The organism is Blattabacterium cuenoti, assembly GCF_014252355.1.
Lineage (GTDB): Bacteria > Bacteroidota > Bacteroidia > Flavobacteriales > Blattabacteriaceae > Blattabacterium > Blattabacterium cuenoti_AD.
The window spans coordinates 327,260-346,072 of record NZ_CP059217.1 but is presented as its reverse complement, the minus strand read 5'-3'; the positions used below and the strand labels follow the sequence as shown (position 1 = coordinate 346,072).

At 23.0% G+C, this 18,813-nt stretch carries 16 protein-coding genes and 2 tRNA genes; 8 read left to right on the top strand and 10 right to left on the bottom strand.

The genetic code is table 11. The features are described from left to right. Position 1: 1 nt before the first annotated feature. On the top strand, positions 2-1,078 hold the full coding sequence (locus H0H38_RS01610; protein ID WP_185872567.1) for a flavodoxin domain-containing protein: 1,077 nt from the start codon (positions 2-4) through the stop codon (positions 1,076-1,078). Between the two features lie 54 nt (positions 1,079-1,132). On the opposite strand, the gene H0H38_RS01605 is transcribed toward H0H38_RS01610, so the two are convergent. After that, on the bottom strand, positions 1,133-3,610 hold the full coding sequence (locus H0H38_RS01605) for a transglycosylase domain-containing protein (protein ID WP_238785388.1): 2,478 nt from the start codon (positions 3,608-3,610) through the stop codon (positions 1,133-1,135). Positions 3,611-3,900: 290 nt separating this feature from the next. On the opposite strand from H0H38_RS01605, the gene coaD reads away from it, so the two are divergent. After that, on the top strand, positions 3,901-4,377 hold the full coding sequence (coaD, locus tag H0H38_RS01600) for a pantetheine-phosphate adenylyltransferase (RefSeq protein WP_185872565.1): 477 nt from the start codon (positions 3,901-3,903) through the stop codon (positions 4,375-4,377). A gap of 25 nt (positions 4,378-4,402) precedes the next feature. Here the strand turns inward: coaD and rnr are convergent, their stop codons facing one another. Next, positions 4,403-6,355 (bottom strand): ribonuclease R, encoded by a 1,953-nt coding sequence (gene rnr, locus H0H38_RS01595; protein ID WP_185872564.1) that lies wholly within the window; start codon positions 6,353-6,355, stop codon positions 4,403-4,405. 165 nt (positions 6,356-6,520) lie between these two features. On the opposite strand from rnr, the gene H0H38_RS01590 reads away from it, so the two are divergent. Then, positions 6,521-7,345 carry a glycogen/starch synthase gene (locus H0H38_RS01590; protein ID WP_185872563.1) on the top strand — a complete coding sequence of 275 codons (825 nt, stop codon included), beginning with the start codon at positions 6,521-6,523 and terminating at the stop codon, positions 7,343-7,345. A 30-nt stretch (positions 7,346-7,375) separates the two neighbouring features. Next, positions 7,376-9,226, top strand: coding sequence for a glutamine--fructose-6-phosphate transaminase (isomerizing) (glmS, locus tag H0H38_RS01585; RefSeq protein ID WP_185872562.1), 1,851 nt, complete (start codon positions 7,376-7,378; stop codon positions 9,224-9,226). A gap of 3 nt (positions 9,227-9,229) precedes the next feature. On the opposite strand, the gene H0H38_RS01580 is transcribed toward glmS, so the two are convergent. From H0H38_RS01580 to H0H38_RS01565, 4 genes are all read right to left on the bottom strand, one after another. Continuing rightward, complete coding sequence (locus H0H38_RS01580) at positions 9,230-9,970, bottom strand: uroporphyrinogen-III synthase (RefSeq protein ID WP_185872561.1); 741 nt, start codon at positions 9,968-9,970, stop codon at positions 9,230-9,232. Positions 9,971-10,034: 64 nt separating this feature from the next. Next, a tRNA-Cys gene (locus H0H38_RS01575) sits at positions 10,035-10,105 on the bottom strand. Positions 10,106-10,323: 218 nt separating this feature from the next. Further along, a complete protein-coding gene (locus tag H0H38_RS01570; protein WP_185872560.1) occupies positions 10,324-10,947 on the bottom strand; it encodes a superoxide dismutase in 624 nt (207 codons plus the stop codon). A 64-nt stretch (positions 10,948-11,011) separates the two neighbouring features. Then, positions 11,012-12,214, bottom strand: a complete 1,203-nt coding sequence (locus H0H38_RS01565) for a phosphoglycerate kinase (RefSeq protein WP_185872559.1) — start codon at positions 12,212-12,214, stop codon at positions 11,012-11,014. Positions 12,215-12,283: 69 nt separating this feature from the next. On the opposite strand from H0H38_RS01565, the gene H0H38_RS01560 reads away from it, so the two are divergent. Further along, positions 12,284-12,721 carry an RpiB/LacA/LacB family sugar-phosphate isomerase gene (locus H0H38_RS01560; RefSeq protein ID WP_185872558.1) on the top strand — a complete coding sequence of 146 codons (438 nt, stop codon included), beginning with the start codon at positions 12,284-12,286 and terminating at the stop codon, positions 12,719-12,721. Positions 12,722-12,729: 8 nt separating this feature from the next. Then, positions 12,730-12,804, top strand: a tRNA-Asn gene (locus tag H0H38_RS01555). Between the two features lie 43 nt (positions 12,805-12,847). On the opposite strand, the gene gmk is transcribed toward H0H38_RS01555, so the two are convergent. Beyond that, the gene (gene gmk, locus H0H38_RS01550) at positions 12,848-13,420 is read right to left on the bottom strand and encodes a guanylate kinase (protein ID WP_238785387.1); all 573 of its coding nucleotides are present in this window, start codon (positions 13,418-13,420) and stop codon (positions 12,848-12,850) included. 93 nt (positions 13,421-13,513) lie between these two features. On the opposite strand from gmk, the gene H0H38_RS01545 reads away from it, so the two are divergent. Continuing rightward, positions 13,514-14,503: an aspartate-semialdehyde dehydrogenase gene (locus tag H0H38_RS01545; RefSeq protein WP_185872557.1), complete on the top strand. Its 990-nt coding sequence runs from the start codon at positions 13,514-13,516 to the stop codon at positions 14,501-14,503. On the opposite strand, the gene rsmI is transcribed toward H0H38_RS01545, so the two are convergent. Continuing rightward, positions 14,504-15,184 carry a 16S rRNA (cytidine(1402)-2'-O)-methyltransferase gene (gene rsmI / locus H0H38_RS01540; protein WP_185872556.1) on the bottom strand — a complete coding sequence of 227 codons (681 nt, stop codon included), beginning with the start codon at positions 15,182-15,184 and terminating at the stop codon, positions 14,504-14,506. Between the two features lie 95 nt (positions 15,185-15,279). Here rsmI and H0H38_RS01535 point away from each other — a divergent pair, with 95 nt between their 5' ends. Continuing rightward, on the top strand, positions 15,280-15,705 hold the full coding sequence (locus H0H38_RS01535) for a hypothetical protein (RefSeq protein ID WP_185872555.1): 426 nt from the start codon (positions 15,280-15,282) through the stop codon (positions 15,703-15,705). Positions 15,706-15,715: 10 nt separating this feature from the next. On the opposite strand, the gene topA is transcribed toward H0H38_RS01535, so the two are convergent. Continuing rightward, a complete protein-coding gene (topA, locus tag H0H38_RS01530; protein WP_185872554.1) occupies positions 15,716-17,827 on the bottom strand; it encodes a type I DNA topoisomerase in 2,112 nt (703 codons plus the stop codon). After that, positions 17,827-18,804: a polyprenyl synthetase family protein gene (locus H0H38_RS01525; RefSeq protein ID WP_185873013.1), complete on the bottom strand. Its 978-nt coding sequence runs from the start codon at positions 18,802-18,804 to the stop codon at positions 17,827-17,829. The genes topA and H0H38_RS01525 overlap by 1 nt, the downstream gene beginning before the upstream one ends. Positions 18,805-18,813 lie beyond the last annotated feature (9 nt).

Sequence of the window (18,813 nt, the reverse complement as noted above, 5' to 3'; positions counted from 1 at the left end):
CATGAAAAAATATCATGGTATTATTGTAAAAAATAAATTAATAAGTAATTTTAATAAGGAAATTTATCATGTAGAAATATTAATGTCATCTAACAAGGATAAGGATGATAATTATCAAGACATAAATTATGTTACAGGAGATTCAATAGCAATAATAGCAGAAAATCCTTTAGATGAAGTATATAAAATTCTTACTTTGATAAATAAAAAAAATTTTTTAACAAAATATAAAAAACAGCAAATTTTTAATTTGCTAAAAACCAGGGTAAATATATTTTGTCTCTCTAATAAAATGTTAGAACGATATTCGAGTTTTTTTAAAAAATCAATTGATAATAATAGAATTTGGAATTTTATAGACCTTATTAAGGAGTATCCTATGGTTATTAATAATGAATCTAGTATAGATAATGTATTTCAAATTATGGACCCAATAAAACCGAGATTATATTCTATTTGCTCTTATCCTAAAGTTCATAATGACAAAATACATATTACAGTATTACGTAATCATTTTATAACCAAACTAAATGGCAAAATACAATATGGTTTATGTTCAAATTTTATTTCTCAATTAAAATATGGAGATGCCGTATATTTTTATATATGTAAAAATTATTTATTGAAGTTACCAGAATCTAATAAAGATATAATCTTAATTGGAACAGGAACTGGAATTGCTCCTTTTCGTTCATTTTTATATGAAAGAGAATTCATAGAAGCTAATGGAAAAACTTGGTTATTTTTTGGGAATCAATCTATTCAAAAAGATTTTTTATATAAAAAAGAAATATATCATTGGAAAATGAACGGAATTTTAACTCGTTTAAGTTTAGCTTTTTCTAGGGATCAAAAAACAAAGGTATATATACATCATAAAATATGGAAAAACAGAATAGATTTTTTTCATTGGATGAATCAGGGAGCATATATATTTATTTGTGGAAAAAAGAATCCTATGAGTATAGAAGTTGACAATATAATATCAATGGTTATACAAAAAGTAGGACGAATTTCTCCAGAAAAATTTATAAAAAAAATGAAATTAGAAAAAAGATATTTAAAATCTGTGTATTAATTATCTATCAATATATGAATAATGCAATAAGTATTATATATATTATTTTATGACTTATAATTTTTTTGTAAAAAAAATGATATTGTTATTTTTATGATGTTTTGATTGATGATTTTCATCATTTTGATTTGATTGATGGTTTTCATTATTTTGATTTGATTGATGATTTTCATCATTTTGATTTGATTGATGATTTTCATCATTTTGATTTGATTGATGGTTTTCATCATTTTGATTTGATTGATGGTTTTCATCATTTTGATTTGATTGATGGTTTTCATCATTTTGATTTGATTGATGGTTTTCATCATTTTGATTTGATTGATGATTTTCATCATTTTGATTTGATTGATGGTTTTCATTATTTTGGTTTGATTGATGGGTTTCATCATTTTGGTTTGATTTGTAGTTTTTCAATGAATAACATTCATACCAATCATCATGATAATTTTCTGGTTTATGAAAACAAAATTTTTCATTATAAATCATATTATTATTTCGATATAAATTATTAATATAATATGCCCATATTGGTAATGCCATATTAGCGCCTTGTCCTAATTTAATATTCTCAAAATGAGAAGATCTATCTTCCCATCCAACCCATATACCAGTAGTTAGATTTGGAATCATACCAATAAACCATCCATCAGAATTATCATTAGTAGTTCCTGTTTTTCCTGCAATATCTATTCCTGATAAATGATAATATTGATATAATCGTTGAGCAGTTCCATATTGTACAACACCTTGCATTAATTTTAACATAACATATGATTCTTCTTCGCTAAGAACTTGTTGTCTAATTAAATCTACATGTTCTTTAATTATTTTACCATATCTATCTTCAATTTTTATTAAAATACTTGGTTTCACATAAATTCCATAATTTGTAAATGTATTAAAAGCACCAGTCATTTCATACAAAGTTAAATCTGATGATCCAAGAGCAATAGAAGGATGTTCTAGAATTTGAGATGTAATTCCCATTTTTTTTGCTAAATTTATAACTGGTTTTGGATAAATTTTTTCCATAATTCTAGCTGAAATAGTATTGATGGAATATGCTAATCCATCTTTTAAAGTTATATATCCACCATATTTTCCATTTGAATTTTTAGGGGTCCATTTTCCAAAATGGAATTTTTCATTAGAAATTTTAGTACAAGGATTATAATGTAATTCTTTAATTGCAGAAGCATATAAAATTGGTTTAAAAATAGAACCTACTTGACGTTGTGTTTTGGCTACATGATCATATTGAAAATAATTAAAATCTATTCCTCCTACCCATGCTTTGATATATCCAGTTTGTGATTCTATAGATAATAAACCACCTTGAATGATTTTTTTTTGATAACGAATCAAATTCCATGGAGACATTACAACTTGTTTTGGTCCATTCCAAGTAAATATTTTTATGTTATGTGGTTGTTTTAATTTTTTTATTATGTCTTGTTCTTTAATACCTTTGTTTTTAAGAATTTGATAAAATGTTGTTCTTTTAATAGCAGATAAAATAATTTTATTAGTTTGTTTTTGATTAATATTAAAAAACGGGGCATTTTTATTTGTTTTTTGAGAATTATCAAATATAATTTGTAATTTTTGAAGATGTTGTTTTACTGATTGTTCAGCATAATTTTGCATTTTAGCATCAATAGATGTGTATATTTTTAATCCACTAGAATATAAATTGAGTTTTATTCCAGTTTTAATTTCATACTCATTTAATGCTTCTTGAATTTCTTTTTTCAAAAAATCACCATAATAAGTTAATAATTCTAAATTATTTTTTTGGATTTTAAAGTTAATTTTGATAGGTTTTTTTAATTCTTTGTTGTATTTGTATTGATTTAAAAAATGATATTTTTTCATTTGATATAAAACTAAATTTCTTTGTTTTTTTGACCTATTAGGATATAATTTTGGGTTAAATAAATAAGGATTTTCTAACATTCCAACTAAAGTGGCGCATTCTCCAAGATTTAATTTATATGCTTGTTTATTAAAATATGTATTTGAAGCTTGTTCTATTCCTTTTGCGTTATATAAAAAATCAAATTTATTATAATACATTGTGATAATTTCTTCTTTTGTATAACGTTTTTCTAATTCTATTGCCATTACCCATTCTAATAATTTTTGATGCATTCTATGTAATTTATTTTTAGCAGATGGCCCAGTAAAAAGTAATTTTGCTAATTGTTGAGTTATAGTACTACCTCCTCCTTTTTTTCCAAATGTAAGAATAGCTCTAAATAAAGATTTTGCATCTATTCCAGAATGAAATTTAAATCTAATATCTTCTTTTGCTATTAGAGCATTCACAAGATGTTTTGGTAATTGTTTATAGCTAATTATAGTTCTATTTTCTGAACAAAATTTTCCAAGTAAAATTCCGTTAGAATCATATACTTCTGATCCAACTGCCATAATTGGATTTTCAATATCTTTTGTGTTAGGCAATACGCCTAAGTATCCTTTATATGCAGCATAAAAAATTAAACATAAAGAAAAAATACTGATCAAAAAGAATATCCAATAATAAAAAATAAAATATCGGAAAAATAAATTTATTTTTTTATACACTTAATCAAAGTTATTATGTTAATTATTTATAAGTTATAGTGTTATATTGTAAATATATATATACTTGATTATCATAATTTTGCATTTATATAATAATGATAAAAAATATTAAATAAATAACTGATACATTATTGGGTATTTATAAGAATCACCAATCATTTATATTTTAATTTTGTATATTTTTATTATTAATTATAATTGTATTTTGTATTGTTGTATTATTTTATGTTATGAATAAAATTGCCATATTTCCTGGATCTTTTGATCCAATTACGTTAGGCCATTATGATATTGTTATTAGATCTTTAAATTTATTTGATAAAATTATTATAGCTATTGGTAATAATACAGAAAAAACAAATATGTTTTCTTTGAAAAGGAGAAAAGAATGGGTACAAAAAACATTTTTCAAATTTGTTAATATAGAAATTGAGTTATTTACAGGATTAGTAATTTCTTTTTGTATAAAAAAACGAGTTAGTTTTATATTAAGAGGAATAAGAAATCAATTAGATTTTGAATTTGAAAAAAATATTTATTATTCTAATAAACAATTAAATAAACAATTAGAGGATAAATTTATTATAGAAACTGTTTTTATGTTATCTTCATATGGTAAATCTTATATTAATTCTTGTATTGTAAGAGATATTATAAAAAATGGAGGTGATTATACAACATTTGTTCCTAGTTCTGTAAGAATTTGATCATCCCAAATCCAAAAAATATTTATTAAATAATCCAATCTAGAGTAATTTGTTTTTTCTCTAAATTAACTTTTTTAAGTTTTACCAAAATTTTATCTCCTAAATAAAACATTTTTTTTGTTTTTTCTCCTGTTATACTATATTTATCTGAATGTAATATGTATATATCGTCTGTAATATCTTTTAATCGTATTATTCCCTCTGTTTGAAACAATAGTAAATCAATATAAATATTCCAATCAGTAAAACCAGTAATAATACCTTCAAATGTATTTCCAATAAATTTCTGAAGGTATTTTACTTGTAAAAATTTTGTAAATTCTCTTTCTAAATCGACAGCAATACGTTCTTTATTACTACAATATATAGATTTTCTTTCGTAATATTCTGTTGATTGTAATTGTGTTTTTTTTTCTATATTATTTAATAATAAATAGTGATTTAGCAACCGATGAGCCATAATATCAGAATATCTTCTAATGGGAGAAGTAAAATGAGTATAATAAAGAAAAGATAATCCATAATGTCCTATGTTTTTAGTGGTATATTTTGCTTTACTCATTGAACGAAGAATTAAGTTTTCAATCATATTTTTTTGAGATGTACCATGTATACTTTTCAATAATTTATTAATAGATTTCTTAATATTATTTTTATTAATATTTAAAGTATAACCGAGTGGTTTGATTATTCTTTTTAAAAGAAGTAATTTATTCATATCTGGTTTTTCATGAACTCTGTAAATATATATATTGTTTGATTGGAGTCCTTGAGAAGTTAAACTAACAAATTCAGAAATTTTGTTATTTGCTAATAACATAAATTCTTCTATTAGAGAATGTGCTTTTTTATTTTTTTCAAAATATATATTAATAGGATTATTATTTTGATCTAAATGAAATTTTAATTCTAACTTATCTAATATTACTGATCCATTACTTAATCTTTTGTTTATTAGTTGTTTAGATAAATAAAATAAAGTAGATATTTCTTCAGAAAATTCCCCTTTTTTTTCATCAATAATTTTTTGTACCTCTTCATAAGTAAATCGTCTGTTTGATCTTATAATTGTTTTTCCAAACCAACTTTTTAATATAGTTCCTTGTTTATTTATGTTAAAAATAGATGAAAAACTGAGTTTATCTTGTTGTGGACGTAAAGAACACAGATTATCAGATAAAATTTTTGGAAGCATAGGAATAACTTTTCCAACTAAATAAATGGATGTGGCACGATTATAAGCTTCTTTATCTAATATGCTTCCTTCTTTTACATAATGAGTAACATCTGCAATATGAATTCCTATTTCCCATATATTGTAATTTAATTTTCTAATAGAAAGTGCATCATCAAAATCTTTGGCATCAATAGGATCTATAGTAAAAGTATTAATATTTCGCATATCCCTTCTATTTTTCATATCTTGTTGATTGTCTTTTGCAATTTTTTGAGCTTCTTTTTCTACTTTATTAGAAAATTCATAAGAAATGTTATATTCTTCTAATAAAGAAAACAATTCTGTGTTATATTCTCCAAAATATCCAAATGTTTTAATAATTTTTCCTAAAGGATGTTTTGAATATTCTGGCCATGAAATCAATTTGACTAAAACTTTTTCGTTATTAAAATATCCTTGTAGTTGATTTTTAGTAATTAAAATATCTATATGTATAGTATTATTGTGTATAATAACGACTCCATATTTAGGTTTAATTTTTAATATTCCTACAAAATATTTTCTTTTTCGTTTTATTATTTTTATAACTTCACCTTCTATTTTGTTATTTGATTTATGAATACAATATTTTACACAAACTAAATCTCCTGCTATTGCATGATGAGTTTTATGTTTTGGAATAAAAATATCTTTTTTCAATCCTTGAACCTCAACAAAGGCATATCCATAATTAGTTATATTGATAACTCCATTAACAAAATTATTCTTGATATATATTTTTTGTTTATTTTTTTTTTTCATAATACAAAAAAAAAGAATATCAATTTACAGTTAAAAACTATGAAGAATTTTTTATATTAAAAAACTAAACATTTTTTTTATTAAATTGAGGATTGTATATTATTTATTATCTTTGCATTGACCCTTTTTTTTCACAAATTTAAAATAAAAATTTCTGTAATTAAGATGACAGGTAAACGTATATTATATGTAACTTCAGAATTATTTCCTTTTACTACAAAGAATATTATTTCTTTATCAGTGTTAAAGGCTACTAAATTAATGCAATCAATAGGAAATGATGTACGTATATTTATGCCACGTTTTGGATTAATAAATGAAAGACGACATCAATTACATGAAGTAATTAGATTATCAGGCATTAATTTAACTATTAATCAAATTGATCAACCTTTATTAATTAAAGTTGCATCCATTCCTGATGTTCGGCTACAAGTATATTTTATAGATAATGAAGAATATTTCCAAAGAAAAGCGATTTATGAAGATAAAAATGGTAATTTTTTTTCTGATAATGATGAAAGATCATTATTTCTTACAAAAGGTGTATTAGAAACTGTAAAAAGATTAAATTGGAAACCTGATTTAATTCATTTATATGGATGGATGAGTTCTTTGATTCCATTGTATATAAAATATATTTATAACAATATTGATTCAGTGTATAGAAATTCAAAAATTGTAGTTTCTATATATAACACACCTTTTACAGGCAATTTAAATAAGGAAATTATTAGAAAAATAAAGTTAGATGGAATAATTACTGAAAAATTAAAATTATTACAACATCCTAATTATTTCAATTTATTAAAATTGAGTATGTTGTTCTCAGATGCTATTATTAAAGGAGATGATACTTATCCGAAAGACATAGAAGATTATATAAAAGAAAATAAATTATATTTTTTTAAATATTATCCATTTGAAGAAATAGAAACTGTTTATAGAAAATTTTATCAAAAAATTATTTTATATAAAATTAATGAATAGATCAAATACAACTAAAATTCATTATTTTTAATGTGTGGCATAATTGGTTATTTAGGATATAGAGAAGCGTATCCAATTATTATTAATGGATTAAAAAAATTGGAATACCGTGGATATGATAGTTCTGGAATTGCAATTTTTTATGATGGAGGATATAATTTATATAAAACAATAGGTAGTGTATATGAACTAGAAAAAAAAATATCATATAATATAAAAATAGACGAAAAAAAAGGAACAACAGGAATAGGACATACTAGATGGGCTACACATGGAATTCCTAATGATATTAATGCACATCCTCATGTTTCCAATTCTAATGAACTTATATTAATTCATAATGGTATAATAGAAAATTATCATGCTATTAAAATTTTTTTGTCAAAAAAAGGATTTATTTTTAATAGCAAAACAGATACAGAAGTATTAGTTAATTTGATTGAATATATAAAAAATGAAAATCAATTATCTTTAGAAGAAGCAGTTAGAATTTCTTTAAATGAAATAATAGGAGCATATTCTATAGCTATAGTAGAAAAATCACATCCAGAAAGAATCGTTATAGCTAAATTAGGAAGTCCGCTAGCTTTAGGGATTAATGATAAAGAATTTTTTATTGCATCTGATCCTATTCCATTTTTAAATTATACTAGAAATGTCCTTGATTTGAAGGATGGAGAAATGGCAATTTTAAAAAGAAATCATGAATTAGATCTACGTAAAATTACAAATAATCATAAATTAAGTCCTAGTATTAGAGAACTTCATATTAATTTAAAACAAATTGAAAAAGGTGGATATAAATATTTTATGTTGAAAGAAATACATGAACAACCAAAAACAATTTTTGATACTCTACGTGGTAGATTATCTAATGAATTAATATGTATAGAAGGAATTGAATCTAATATAGATAGATTTATTAATGCAAAATCTATTACAATAGTAGCTTGTGGAACTTCTTGGCATGCTAGTTTAATTGGAGAATATTTATTAGAAGATTTTGCTAAAGTTCCAGTAGAAGTTGAGTATGCATCAGAATTTAGATATAGAAATCCAATTATAGAAGAACAAGACATAGTAATTGTTATTTCTCAGTCAGGTGAAACTGCAGATACTATAGCAGCATTAAAATTAGCAAAAGCAAAGGGTGCTTTTGTATTTGGAATTTGTAATGTTGTTGGATCATTTCTTGCAAGAAATGTTGATGCTGGTATGTATACCCATGCTGGTCCTGAAATAGGAGTAGCATCTACCAAATCTTTTACGGCTCAAATTACGGTATTATTTTTATTAGCTTTAAAAATTGGTAAGCAACGATCTAAAATAACACATGATCGTTATAAATTGTTATGTAAAGAACTTGGATCTATTCCAGAAAAAGTGAGAATTACTTTAAAAATTGATAATATTATTGATACAATATCTAGAAATTATCATAATGTTGAAAATTTTATTTATTTAGGTAGAGGAATAAATTTTCCAGTTGCTTTAGAAGGGGCATTAAAATTAAAAGAAATTTCCTACATTCATGCAGAAGGATATCCTGCAGCTGAAATGAAACATGGGCCTATTGCTTTAATTGATGAAAAAATGCCTGTAGTGATTATTGCTACACAAAATAGTGTTTATGAAAAAATTATAGGAAATATTCAAGAAATTAAAGCTAGAAAAGGAAAAATTATAGCTATTGTTAATAAAGGAGATTTTCAAGTAAGTATGTTAGCAGATCATATCATTGAAATTCCAACAATTTCTGAAGAATTAAGTCCACTATTAACAGTTTTACCTCTTCAACTGTTAGCTTATAAACTTGCTTATATAAGAGGAAAAAATGTAGATCAACCAAGAAATTTAGCTAAATCTGTAACAGTAGAATAACAATTATGTTTTATTTTTAATATATTTTTCTAATGCTTTCATCATAGATGGATTTTCTGGAGTAGGAGCTGTTATAGAAATTTTTAACCCTGCTTTGTATGCCGCATCTAAAGTACTTTGTCCAAAAGTAGCTATTTGTGTATTCTTTTGATTAAATTTTGGAAAATTTTCAAATAAAGATTTAATACATATAGGACTAAAAAAAACTAGTAGATCATAATAATATATATGTTTTAAATCCGATAAATTACTATAAGTAGTTTTATATAAAACTGCTCTTTTCCAATAAATATTTAATTGATTTAAAATTTTGGGAATTTCTGGGGTTAATGTATCTGAAGAAGGAAGAAGAAATCTTTCATGAGAATGTTGGTTTATATATGGAATAATATCTTGAAAATACATATTTCCAATATGTATTTTTCTTTTTCTGTAAACTATATATTTTTGTAAATAATTTGCAATTGATTCTGTTAAACAGATATATTTCATATTTACAGAAATTTTGAATCTCATAGATTTATAAAGTTTAAAATAATAATCTATAGAATTTTTACTAAGAAAGATAACTTCTGTAAAATCAGAAAAATTTATTTTTTGTTTTAAAATTTCAATATTGGAAACTCCTTTAATATCTATAAAAGATCTAAAATCTATTTTGACATTTTTATTTTTTCTAAGTTTTAGATATGGTGAATTTAAATTTGTTATAGGTTGAGAAATTAGGATATTATTGGTTTTCATAAATAAAAAACAAATAAAATTACAATTTATTTTATTAATGAAATATTCATAAAGATATAAAAAAAGGCACCGAGCGGAATCGAACCGCTATAAAAGGTTTTGCAGACCTCTGCCTTTCCAATCGGCCACAGTGCCATAATAATATCATTATTCATTCATTTAAAATGATGATGCAAAATCTTACATTCTTTGATAGATAATGAATGATGTTTTTTGCATTTTTTATATTATATGTTTGTTTTATGATATCAAAATTTAATTTGATACGTAATAATCTAAAATAGTTTATTATGGAATAGCATAAAATATAGCCATAATAATAGATAATATCAAATTTTATATAAGTATTTTTATTACTTAATATATTGTTTATAATTTGTTTCTACTTGTTTCCAATTAATAATGTTCCAAAAAGATGAAATATAATCGATACGTCTATTTTGATATTGTAAATAATAAGCATGTTCCCAAAGATCTAATCCTAGGATTGGATATCCAGCATGATCATGTTCTATTCCTAACATTAATGGATTATCTTGATTATTTGTAGAAATAATAGTTAGTTTATTATTGTTGTTATTAACACATAACCATGCCCATCCAGAACCAAAATGATTGATAGCAATAGAAGAAAATTCTTTTTTGAAAATATTAAAAGATTGAAAACTATTATTAATAATTTTAATCAAATATTCACTAGGATCAGTCATTTTTTTATTTGGAATTAAAATTTTCCAAAAAAAATTATGATTATAATATCCTCCACTATTATTTTTAATTTTGTGATCCTCAATATTTGATCTTCTTAAAATTTTTTCTATGGACATATTTTCCATATCTGTTTGAAATATAGCATTATTTAAATTATTTGTATATCCAGCATGATGTTTTTTATGATGAATTTCCATTGTTTTTGTATCTATATAAGGTTCAAGTTCATCATATGCAAAATTTAATTTTGGAAGGGTAAATGACATATTTAATTTATGTTTATAATTAAACCAAAAAATAAAAAACAAATATACATTATTTTGTTTTTGTTTATAAAAAAAAAGCTTTTATACCAGGAAGTGTTGTATTTTTAAGGCTTTCTAAAAGAGCTCCTCCTCCAGTTGATATATAACTCACTTTGTGTTCAAGTTTAATCATTTTTAATGCAGCAATAGAATCTCCACCACCTACTAAAGAAAAACAATTATTATTTGTAGTTAATTGTGCTATAAATTTTGCTATAGATTGAGTTCCTATATAAAAAGGATGTTTTTCAAATACCCCAAATGGGCCATTCCAAAGAATTGTTTTAGATTTTTTTAAAATTGTACAAAAAAATTTGATAGATTCAGGTCCTATATCTAAACCTTTCCATCCATGTGGAATAGAATCGATAGAAACTATTTTTGTTTTATGCTCATGATTAATAATAACATCTTTTGGAAAAAAGATTTTTTTATTGTGTTGTTTTAAACAATATTTTAATTCTGTTTCTATTTGTTTATCATATTGTTCTGTCAAAGAATCGCCTATGTTTCCTCCTAAAATTTTAATAAATGGATAAGCCATTCCCCCTCCTATTAAAATATGATCTGCAAAATGAATTAAATTTTTAATAATTTGAATTTTAGAATTAATTTTTGATCCACCTAATAAAATAGAAATCGGTTGTTTACCAGTTCCTAAAAACTTGTTTAAAGATTTAATTTCTTTTTCCATTAGAAATCCAATGCATTTGTTCTTTATAAAGAATGTTGGTAGTGATGTTATAGAGGCATGGAAACGATGATAGGATCCAAATGCATCATTAACATAAATATTTCCAAGTTTAGATAATTTAAATGCAAAAAATTTATTATTTTCTTCTTCTTCTTTATAAAATCTTATATTTTCTAATAGAATAACTTCCTGATTTTTTAAATTTAATACTAATTCTTCAACCTTAGGTCCTATACAATATTCTGAAAATTTAATAGGAACTTGTAATTGTTTATATAAATAAGGTATCAGAAATTTTATGGAATATTTTTTATTATATTTTCCTTTTGGTCTACCAAAATGTGATAGTAATATTACTTTTCCATTATCATATAATACTTTTTTTATTGTAGGAATAGAAGATTTAATTCTTGTATCATCTAATATATGAAAGTTGTTAGGATTTATAGGGACATTAAAATCTACTCTAATTAAAGCAATTTTATTGTAAAAATTAAAATCATTAACAGTTTTTATTAATTTTAAATTAATCATTTAATACAATCATTCATTTTATTAAAATATAATTAAAATATATTTAAAATTTTGATGTATTTTTATTATATGATAATTTCTATAGGATCTGATCATACTGGAATTAATTATAAAATATTGATTAATAATTATTTACAAAATATTAAAAATTATCAAGTAATAGATTGTGGATATAATGGATTAAAAAAAGTAGATTATCCAGATTTTATTCATCCTACCGCAAAAATGGTAGTAGATGGTAAAGCTAATTTCGGAATTATTATTTGTGGAAGTGGAAATGGAGCGGCTATGACTGCTAATAAGTATCCACAAATTCGTGCAGCTTTAGTATGGAAAAAAGAAATTGCATGCTTAGCAAGAAAACACAATAATGCAAATATCATTAGTTTACCTTCTCGTTTTATTAGTCACAAAGAAGCATTAAATTTAATTAAAATATTTTTTAATACAGAATTTGAAGGAGGCAGGCATAAACAAAGAATTAAAAAAATTCCGATTAAAAATTAATTAAATAATCCTCAGTAGCTCAGTTTGGTTAGAGCATCTGACTGTTAATCAGAGGGTCGCTGGTTCAAATCCAGCCTGGGGAGTATTTAGCTTGTTATTATGAGTGTTATAGTATATTCTTGTTATTTAATTAAATAGAAAATTTGATACTATTTTGAATATTTTTTGTTTTGTTATAAATAAATCTAAATTCATTAATACTATATCAAAAAATTTAGATAAATTATATTCTATTTTTGCTTTTTTTAAACGAATATATATTTTATAATAATTTTCAGAATTTCTGTTAATTAATCGATTTTCTAAAATTTTTATTGAATTCACCATTAAAAATATAGATAAAGAATTATGTGGATATTTTGTTTTTAAGTTAATTGCCCCTTTTACATCTACATCAAATAAAACATGATAATTTGAATTCCAAATTCTCAATATTTCTTGTTTTAAAGTTCCATAAAATAGTTTAGGATAAACTTCTTCCCATTCTATGAAATGATGATTATTTATTTTATTAATAAATTCATTATTAGATAAAAAAAAATAATCTTTTTTATGTATTTCACAAGGTCTAATAGGACGTGTGGTACATGATATAGAAAATTGTAAGGATGGAATTGTAGAAAGTAAAAAATTCGAAATAGTTGTTTTTCCAGATCCAGATGATCCTGATAAAATAATCATTTTTCCTTGTTTCAACATATCAGTTTAATTAATCTTATAAATAAATATTATTTACTAATTTTGTTGATGATAAATATAGAAATAAGATAGGCAATCTAAACATTTTTAATTATGAAATTAGGAATAGTAGGAGCAACTGGAATGGTAGGTAGAACTATGATTAAACTTTTAGAAGAAAGAAAATTTCCAGTAAACAATTTATTTTTATCTGCTTCAAAAATATCGATAGGAAAAGAATTGTTTTTTAGAGACAAAAGGCATAAAATAATTAGTATAGAAGATTTATTGTCAATTCGTCCTAATATAGTTTTATTTTCTGCTGGTTCAGATATTTCAAGAATTTGGGCCCCCAAATTTTCTAGAATAGGATGCTTTGTAATAGATAATTCTTCTGCATGGAGAATGCATCCAGAAAAGAAATTAATTGTTCCTGAAATTAATTCATGTTTTTTATCTAAAAAAGATAAAATTATTTCTAATCCTAATTGTTCTACTATACAATTAGTGATGATTTTAAATCCTTTGCATATAGAATATGGAATTAATAGAGTTGTAATTTCAACATATCAATCTGTTACTGGAACAGGAAGAAAAGCTTTAATACAATTAAAAGAAGAGGAAAAAGGATTTTCTAGTATGAAAGTATATCCATATCCTATATATCATAATGTATTACCACATTGTGATATGTTTGAAAAAAATGGATATACCAAAGAAGAAATTAAATTGATTAAAGAAACAAAAAAAATTTTAAACGATCAAAATATAGCAATTACAGCTACAGCTGTTCGTGTTCCTGTAATTGGTGGGCATTCAGAAAGTGTTAATATTACATTGAAAACAAAACCAAATATTGATAAAATACAAAAAATTTTTTCAAATTCAAAAGGAATTATTCTTCAAGATAATCCAGATAAAAATATTTATCCAATGCCGTTATTTTCTCATAATAAAGATGATGTTTTTGTTGGAAGAATACGTATAGATGATTCTTGTGTAAATTCATTAAATCTCTGGATTACATCAGATAATCTGAGAAAAGGAGCAGCAACTAATGCAATTCAAATTGCAGAATTGTTAATAGAAAAAAAATATATTTAATTACTTACTATGTATTGTATTTCCATGAATAATCAATACATATTCTCCTAATATTTTTTTATTTTTTAACTGTAAAATTAAATTATTAATTGTTCCTCTCAATGTTTTTTGAAATATTTTTGATATTTCTTTACAAAGAACAACATATTTTTCTGAACCAAAAATATTTTGTATATCATTTAAAGTATTTAATAATCGATGAGGTGATTCATACATTACAATAGTTCTATTATCTTGTAAAAGATGTTTCAATTTTTTTATTCTTTTGATTTTTTTTTTAGATAAAAATCCAATAAATGTAAATTCATTAATAGGAATTCCAGACATTACTAATGCAGGTACAAAAGCGGTTGCTCCAGGTAAACATTCTATATTTATAGAATGTTTAATACAATATTGAATAAGTAGAAACCCAGGATCTGATATACTTGGAGTTCCTGCATTCGTAATTAATGCTAATTTTTTACCTTTTTTGATAATTTTTAAAATATGAGGAATTATATAATGTTCATTATAACAAGCATAAGTTTGAATAGATGTCTTGATGTTATAAAAATTGAGTAATTTTTTTGAAAATTTATAATTTTCTACTAAAATAATATCTACTTCATTTAATATTCTAAGACTTCTAAATGTTAGATCTTCTCTGTTTCCTATAGGAGTAGGAATAATATATAACATTATATTGAGTTTTAATATGTATGTTTGAAATAAATATATATATAATTGTTATTATAAATTTATAAGATAGATGAAAAAAAATATGTAATATAATAATGAAAGGAAAAAAATATATATTAACAAGTCATCTATTTAAAGGAGAAATAATATTTGAATATGATTTAAATGGTGTTTTAAGAAAACTTTTTTTTCCTAAAAACTTATCTTTATCTCATTATATTTGGATAGGCAAATATTTACCTTATAATGAATTTATTATAAAAAAAATGAAAACTATGATAGGATCTTTTTCAATAAAAGAGATTCCTGTTGATTTATCATTTCAAAGATTTTGGACAGATTATAAATATAAAGTAGGTAAAAAACAATTTGCAGAAAATATATGGAATAATATGTCTATATGTGATAGAATAAAAGCATTATTATATATTCCAAAATATTTAGATCACGTTAAACGTACAGGAGATGATCAAGCATATCCAATTAATTATCTGAATCAAAGATATTTTGATAATTCATAAAAAACAAAATTTATTTCTTATTCTCTCTATTCGTTAATATAATATCAATAGCTTGTTTTATATTTATTGATGAATTAAAAAATAATTCTTGATTAATGGTAATATATTTATTATTATGTTGAATGAAAATATTATATTTATTCATTTTCAAAAAAATTTCTTTATTTTCAAATTTGCCTATATACTTAGGTAACTCAATAAGTTTTAATGCTTCTTGTAAAGAAATAGTTTCAATTGTTTGATTACCTAATAATGGAGAAAATTTTGGTTTTTTTTTATTATTTGATCCAAATTCTCCCATCTGAATAACTGGACCAAAACGAGCAATTTTAGCAAAAATTTTTTGATTATGTATAGGATCTAATCCTAAAAAACGTTGTTTTTTAATTTTCTCTACATGTTCAGTGACATATTTTAATTTTTTCTTAAAATGACTGTAAAAATCATGAATAATATTGTACCAAGTTTTCTCTCCTTTTGCTATGTCATCAAAATTTTTTTCTAAATTAGCTGTAAAATTATAGTCTATTATATTATGAAAATTGTTTTTTAAAAATTTAGTTACAATAATTCCAATTTCTGTAGGTAAAAATTTATTTTTTTCAGTATTAATAATTTTATCTTTTTTTTGAATAATTAGATTATTTTTAAGAATTAAAGACTCAACAGTATTTGTGGTTTGTATATATTTTTGATTAAAAACATAATTTCTTTTTTGTATAGAAGAAATAATAGGAACATAAGTAGAAGGTCTACCTATTCCAAGAGTTTCTAAAGTTTTTACTAAAGATCCTTCATTATATCTAGGTAAATGTTGTGTAAAAAATTGTTGTGCTATAATTTCTTGTTGTTGTAAATAAGTTCCTATTTTAATATTATGATATTCAGTATTTTTTGATATATTTTTTCTTTTCATAAATCCATCAAATATAATATTTTTGGTAGAAAAAATAAAAGGATCTTTTAGATTATAAGATTGTATATAAAAATTTTTGGATTCAATATTAGCATCTGACATTTGTCCTATAATAGTACGTTCCCAAATTAGTTTATAAAGTAATTTTTGAAAATTATCTAAAGAATTGAATACAGAATTATCATTAATATTGGTTGGATGTATACTTTCATGAGCTTCTTGAGCAAATTTTGATTGATATGAGAATGTTTTTGGTGATAAATATTTTTTACCATAGGTCATAAGAATAAAATCTGTTATTTGTTTACAAATATCTTGAGATAAAGATGTACTATCTGTTCGTATATATGTTATATATCCTTGTTCATATAATTTTTGAGCAATCAACATAGTTTTAGATATAGAAAAATTCAATTTTTTATTTGCTTCTTGTTGTAAAGATGTTGTTGTAAATGGTGGTGGAGGTGATTTAGTTTCTTGTTTTATTTTTATATTTTTAATGAAAAAAGATGTTTTTATACATGAAGATAAAATAGTTTGTACTTCGTCTTTTTCTTTTATTTTTTTTAAAAATTTTGCAGAGATTGTAATATTTTTATTATTTTGTTTTATTGTAAAAGTTCCATATATTTTATATCCTGTAACTGGAGTAAATTTTTGTATATTTTGCTCTCTATCTACAATAAGTCTTACTACTGCAGATTGAACTCTTCCAGCAGATAATCTAGAATTAATTTTTTTCCATAAAATTGGAGATAATTGAAATCCAACTAATCTATCTAAAATTCTTCTTGCTTGTTGAGCATATACTAAATTATAATTAATTTTTCTTGGATTTTTGATAGCTTTTAATATAGCCGTTTTGGTAATTTCATGAAATACAATTCTTCTTACTTTTTTATCTGGTATATTTAATATTTTATAAATATGATATGCTATAGCTTCTCCTTCTCTATCCTCATCAGAGGCTATCCAAATTATATGATAATTATTAATGATCTTTTTAAGATTGTTAACTATGTTTCTTTTTTTTGGTAGAATTACGTAATTAGGTTGAAAATTTTTTTTCAAATCAATTCCAATTTGTTTTTCTGGAAGATCTACAATATGTCCATTACTAGATACTACATCAAAATCATCTTGAAGTAATTTTTGTATAGTATTAGCTTTAGTTGGTGATTCCACAATCACTAGATTTTTTTTCATTATATATGTCTTTCTACTAGAAAATTTACTAATGATTTTAAAGAATCTTTTATTGATCCTTCTGGATAATTATCTAATATTTTCAAAGCTTTATTTTTATATTTTATCATTTGTTTAATAGCATATTTTATTCCACCTGATTGTTTAACATAATCTATAATTTTATAATGTGTTTGATTATTAAAATTTTTTATAGAATTAAATATCCATATTTTATCATTTTTAGATGCTTTTTTTATAGCATAAATAAGAGGTAAGGTTATTTTTTTATCTTTTAAATCAACTCCTATTGGTTTTCCAATTAATTTTTCATTAATATTTTCATAATCAAATAAATCATCTCTTATTTGAAAAGCTATTCCAGATAATTTTCCAAAATATTTCATATTTAAAGATGTTTGTTTACTGACATTTACAGAAATAGCTCCTCCTTCACAAGAGGCAGAAATTAATCCAGCAGTTTTTTTACAAATAATTTGATTATATATTTGTTCCGTAAAATCCATATTTTTAGATTTTTCTATTTGTAAAAGTTCTCCTTCACTCATATCTTTTAAAGTTGTACAAATAATTTTTAATAAATCATGATAATGATTGTTAGTTGCTAATAAAAGTCCTTTAGATAAGAAATAATCTCCTATTAAAACTGCTATTTTATTCTTCCATATAGCATTAATAGAAGAAAATCCTCTTCTAAAATTACTATTATCAATAACATCATCATGTACTAATGTAGCAGTATGAATTAATTCTATTAAAGATGCAGTATGATATGTTTTTTGTTGTATGTTTCCTAACATTTTGGCAATTAAAAAAACAAACATAGGACGAATTCGTTTGCCTTTTTTAGGAATTATGTAATCGTTAATACTTTTGATTAAAGAAATTTTATTTTTTGTGATTTGAAGAAATTGTTGTTCAAAATTGTTCATTTCTTCTTGTATAGAAACTTTAATCTTATCAAGAATATTCATAATTTTTTATAA

Excerpts from the sequence above, each read along its gene's own strand:
- topA (WP_185872554.1), bottom strand. The coding sequence starts at position 17,827 with ATGAAAAAAAATCTAGTGATTGTGGAATCACCAACTAAAGCTAATACT.
- H0H38_RS01560 (WP_185872558.1), top strand. The coding sequence starts at position 12,284 with ATGATAATTTCTATAGGATCTGATCATACTGGAATTAATTATAAAATA.
- glmS (WP_185872562.1), top strand. The coding sequence starts at position 7,376 with ATGTGTGGCATAATTGGTTATTTAGGATATAGAGAAGCGTATCCAATT.
- H0H38_RS01545 (WP_185872557.1), top strand. The coding sequence starts at position 13,514 with ATGAAATTAGGAATAGTAGGAGCAACTGGAATGGTAGGTAGAACTATG.
- H0H38_RS01610 (WP_185872567.1), top strand. The coding sequence starts at position 2 with ATGAAAAAATATCATGGTATTATTGTAAAAAATAAATTAATAAGTAAT.
- H0H38_RS01590 (WP_185872563.1), top strand. The coding sequence starts at position 6,521 with ATGACAGGTAAACGTATATTATATGTAACTTCAGAATTATTTCCTTTT.
- H0H38_RS01580 (WP_185872561.1), bottom strand. The coding sequence starts at position 9,970 with ATGAAAACCAATAATATCCTAATTTCTCAACCTATAACAAATTTAAAT.
- rnr (WP_185872564.1), bottom strand. The coding sequence starts at position 6,355 with ATGAAAAAAAAAAATAAACAAAAAATATATATCAAGAATAATTTTGTT.
- H0H38_RS01570 (WP_185872560.1), bottom strand. The coding sequence starts at position 10,947 with ATGTCATTTACCCTTCCAAAATTAAATTTTGCATATGATGAACTTGAA.
- H0H38_RS01535 (WP_185872555.1), top strand. The coding sequence starts at position 15,280 with ATGAAAGGAAAAAAATATATATTAACAAGTCATCTATTTAAAGGAGAA.
- gmk (WP_238785387.1), bottom strand. The coding sequence starts at position 13,420 with ATGTTGAAACAAGGAAAAATGATTATTTTATCAGGATCATCTGGATCT.
- rsmI (WP_185872556.1), bottom strand. The coding sequence starts at position 15,184 with ATGTTATATATTATTCCTACTCCTATAGGAAACAGAGAAGATCTAACA.
- coaD (WP_185872565.1), top strand. The coding sequence starts at position 3,901 with ATGAATAAAATTGCCATATTTCCTGGATCTTTTGATCCAATTACGTTA.
- H0H38_RS01565 (WP_185872559.1), bottom strand. The coding sequence starts at position 12,214 with ATGATTAATTTAAAATTAATAAAAACTGTTAATGATTTTAATTTTTAC.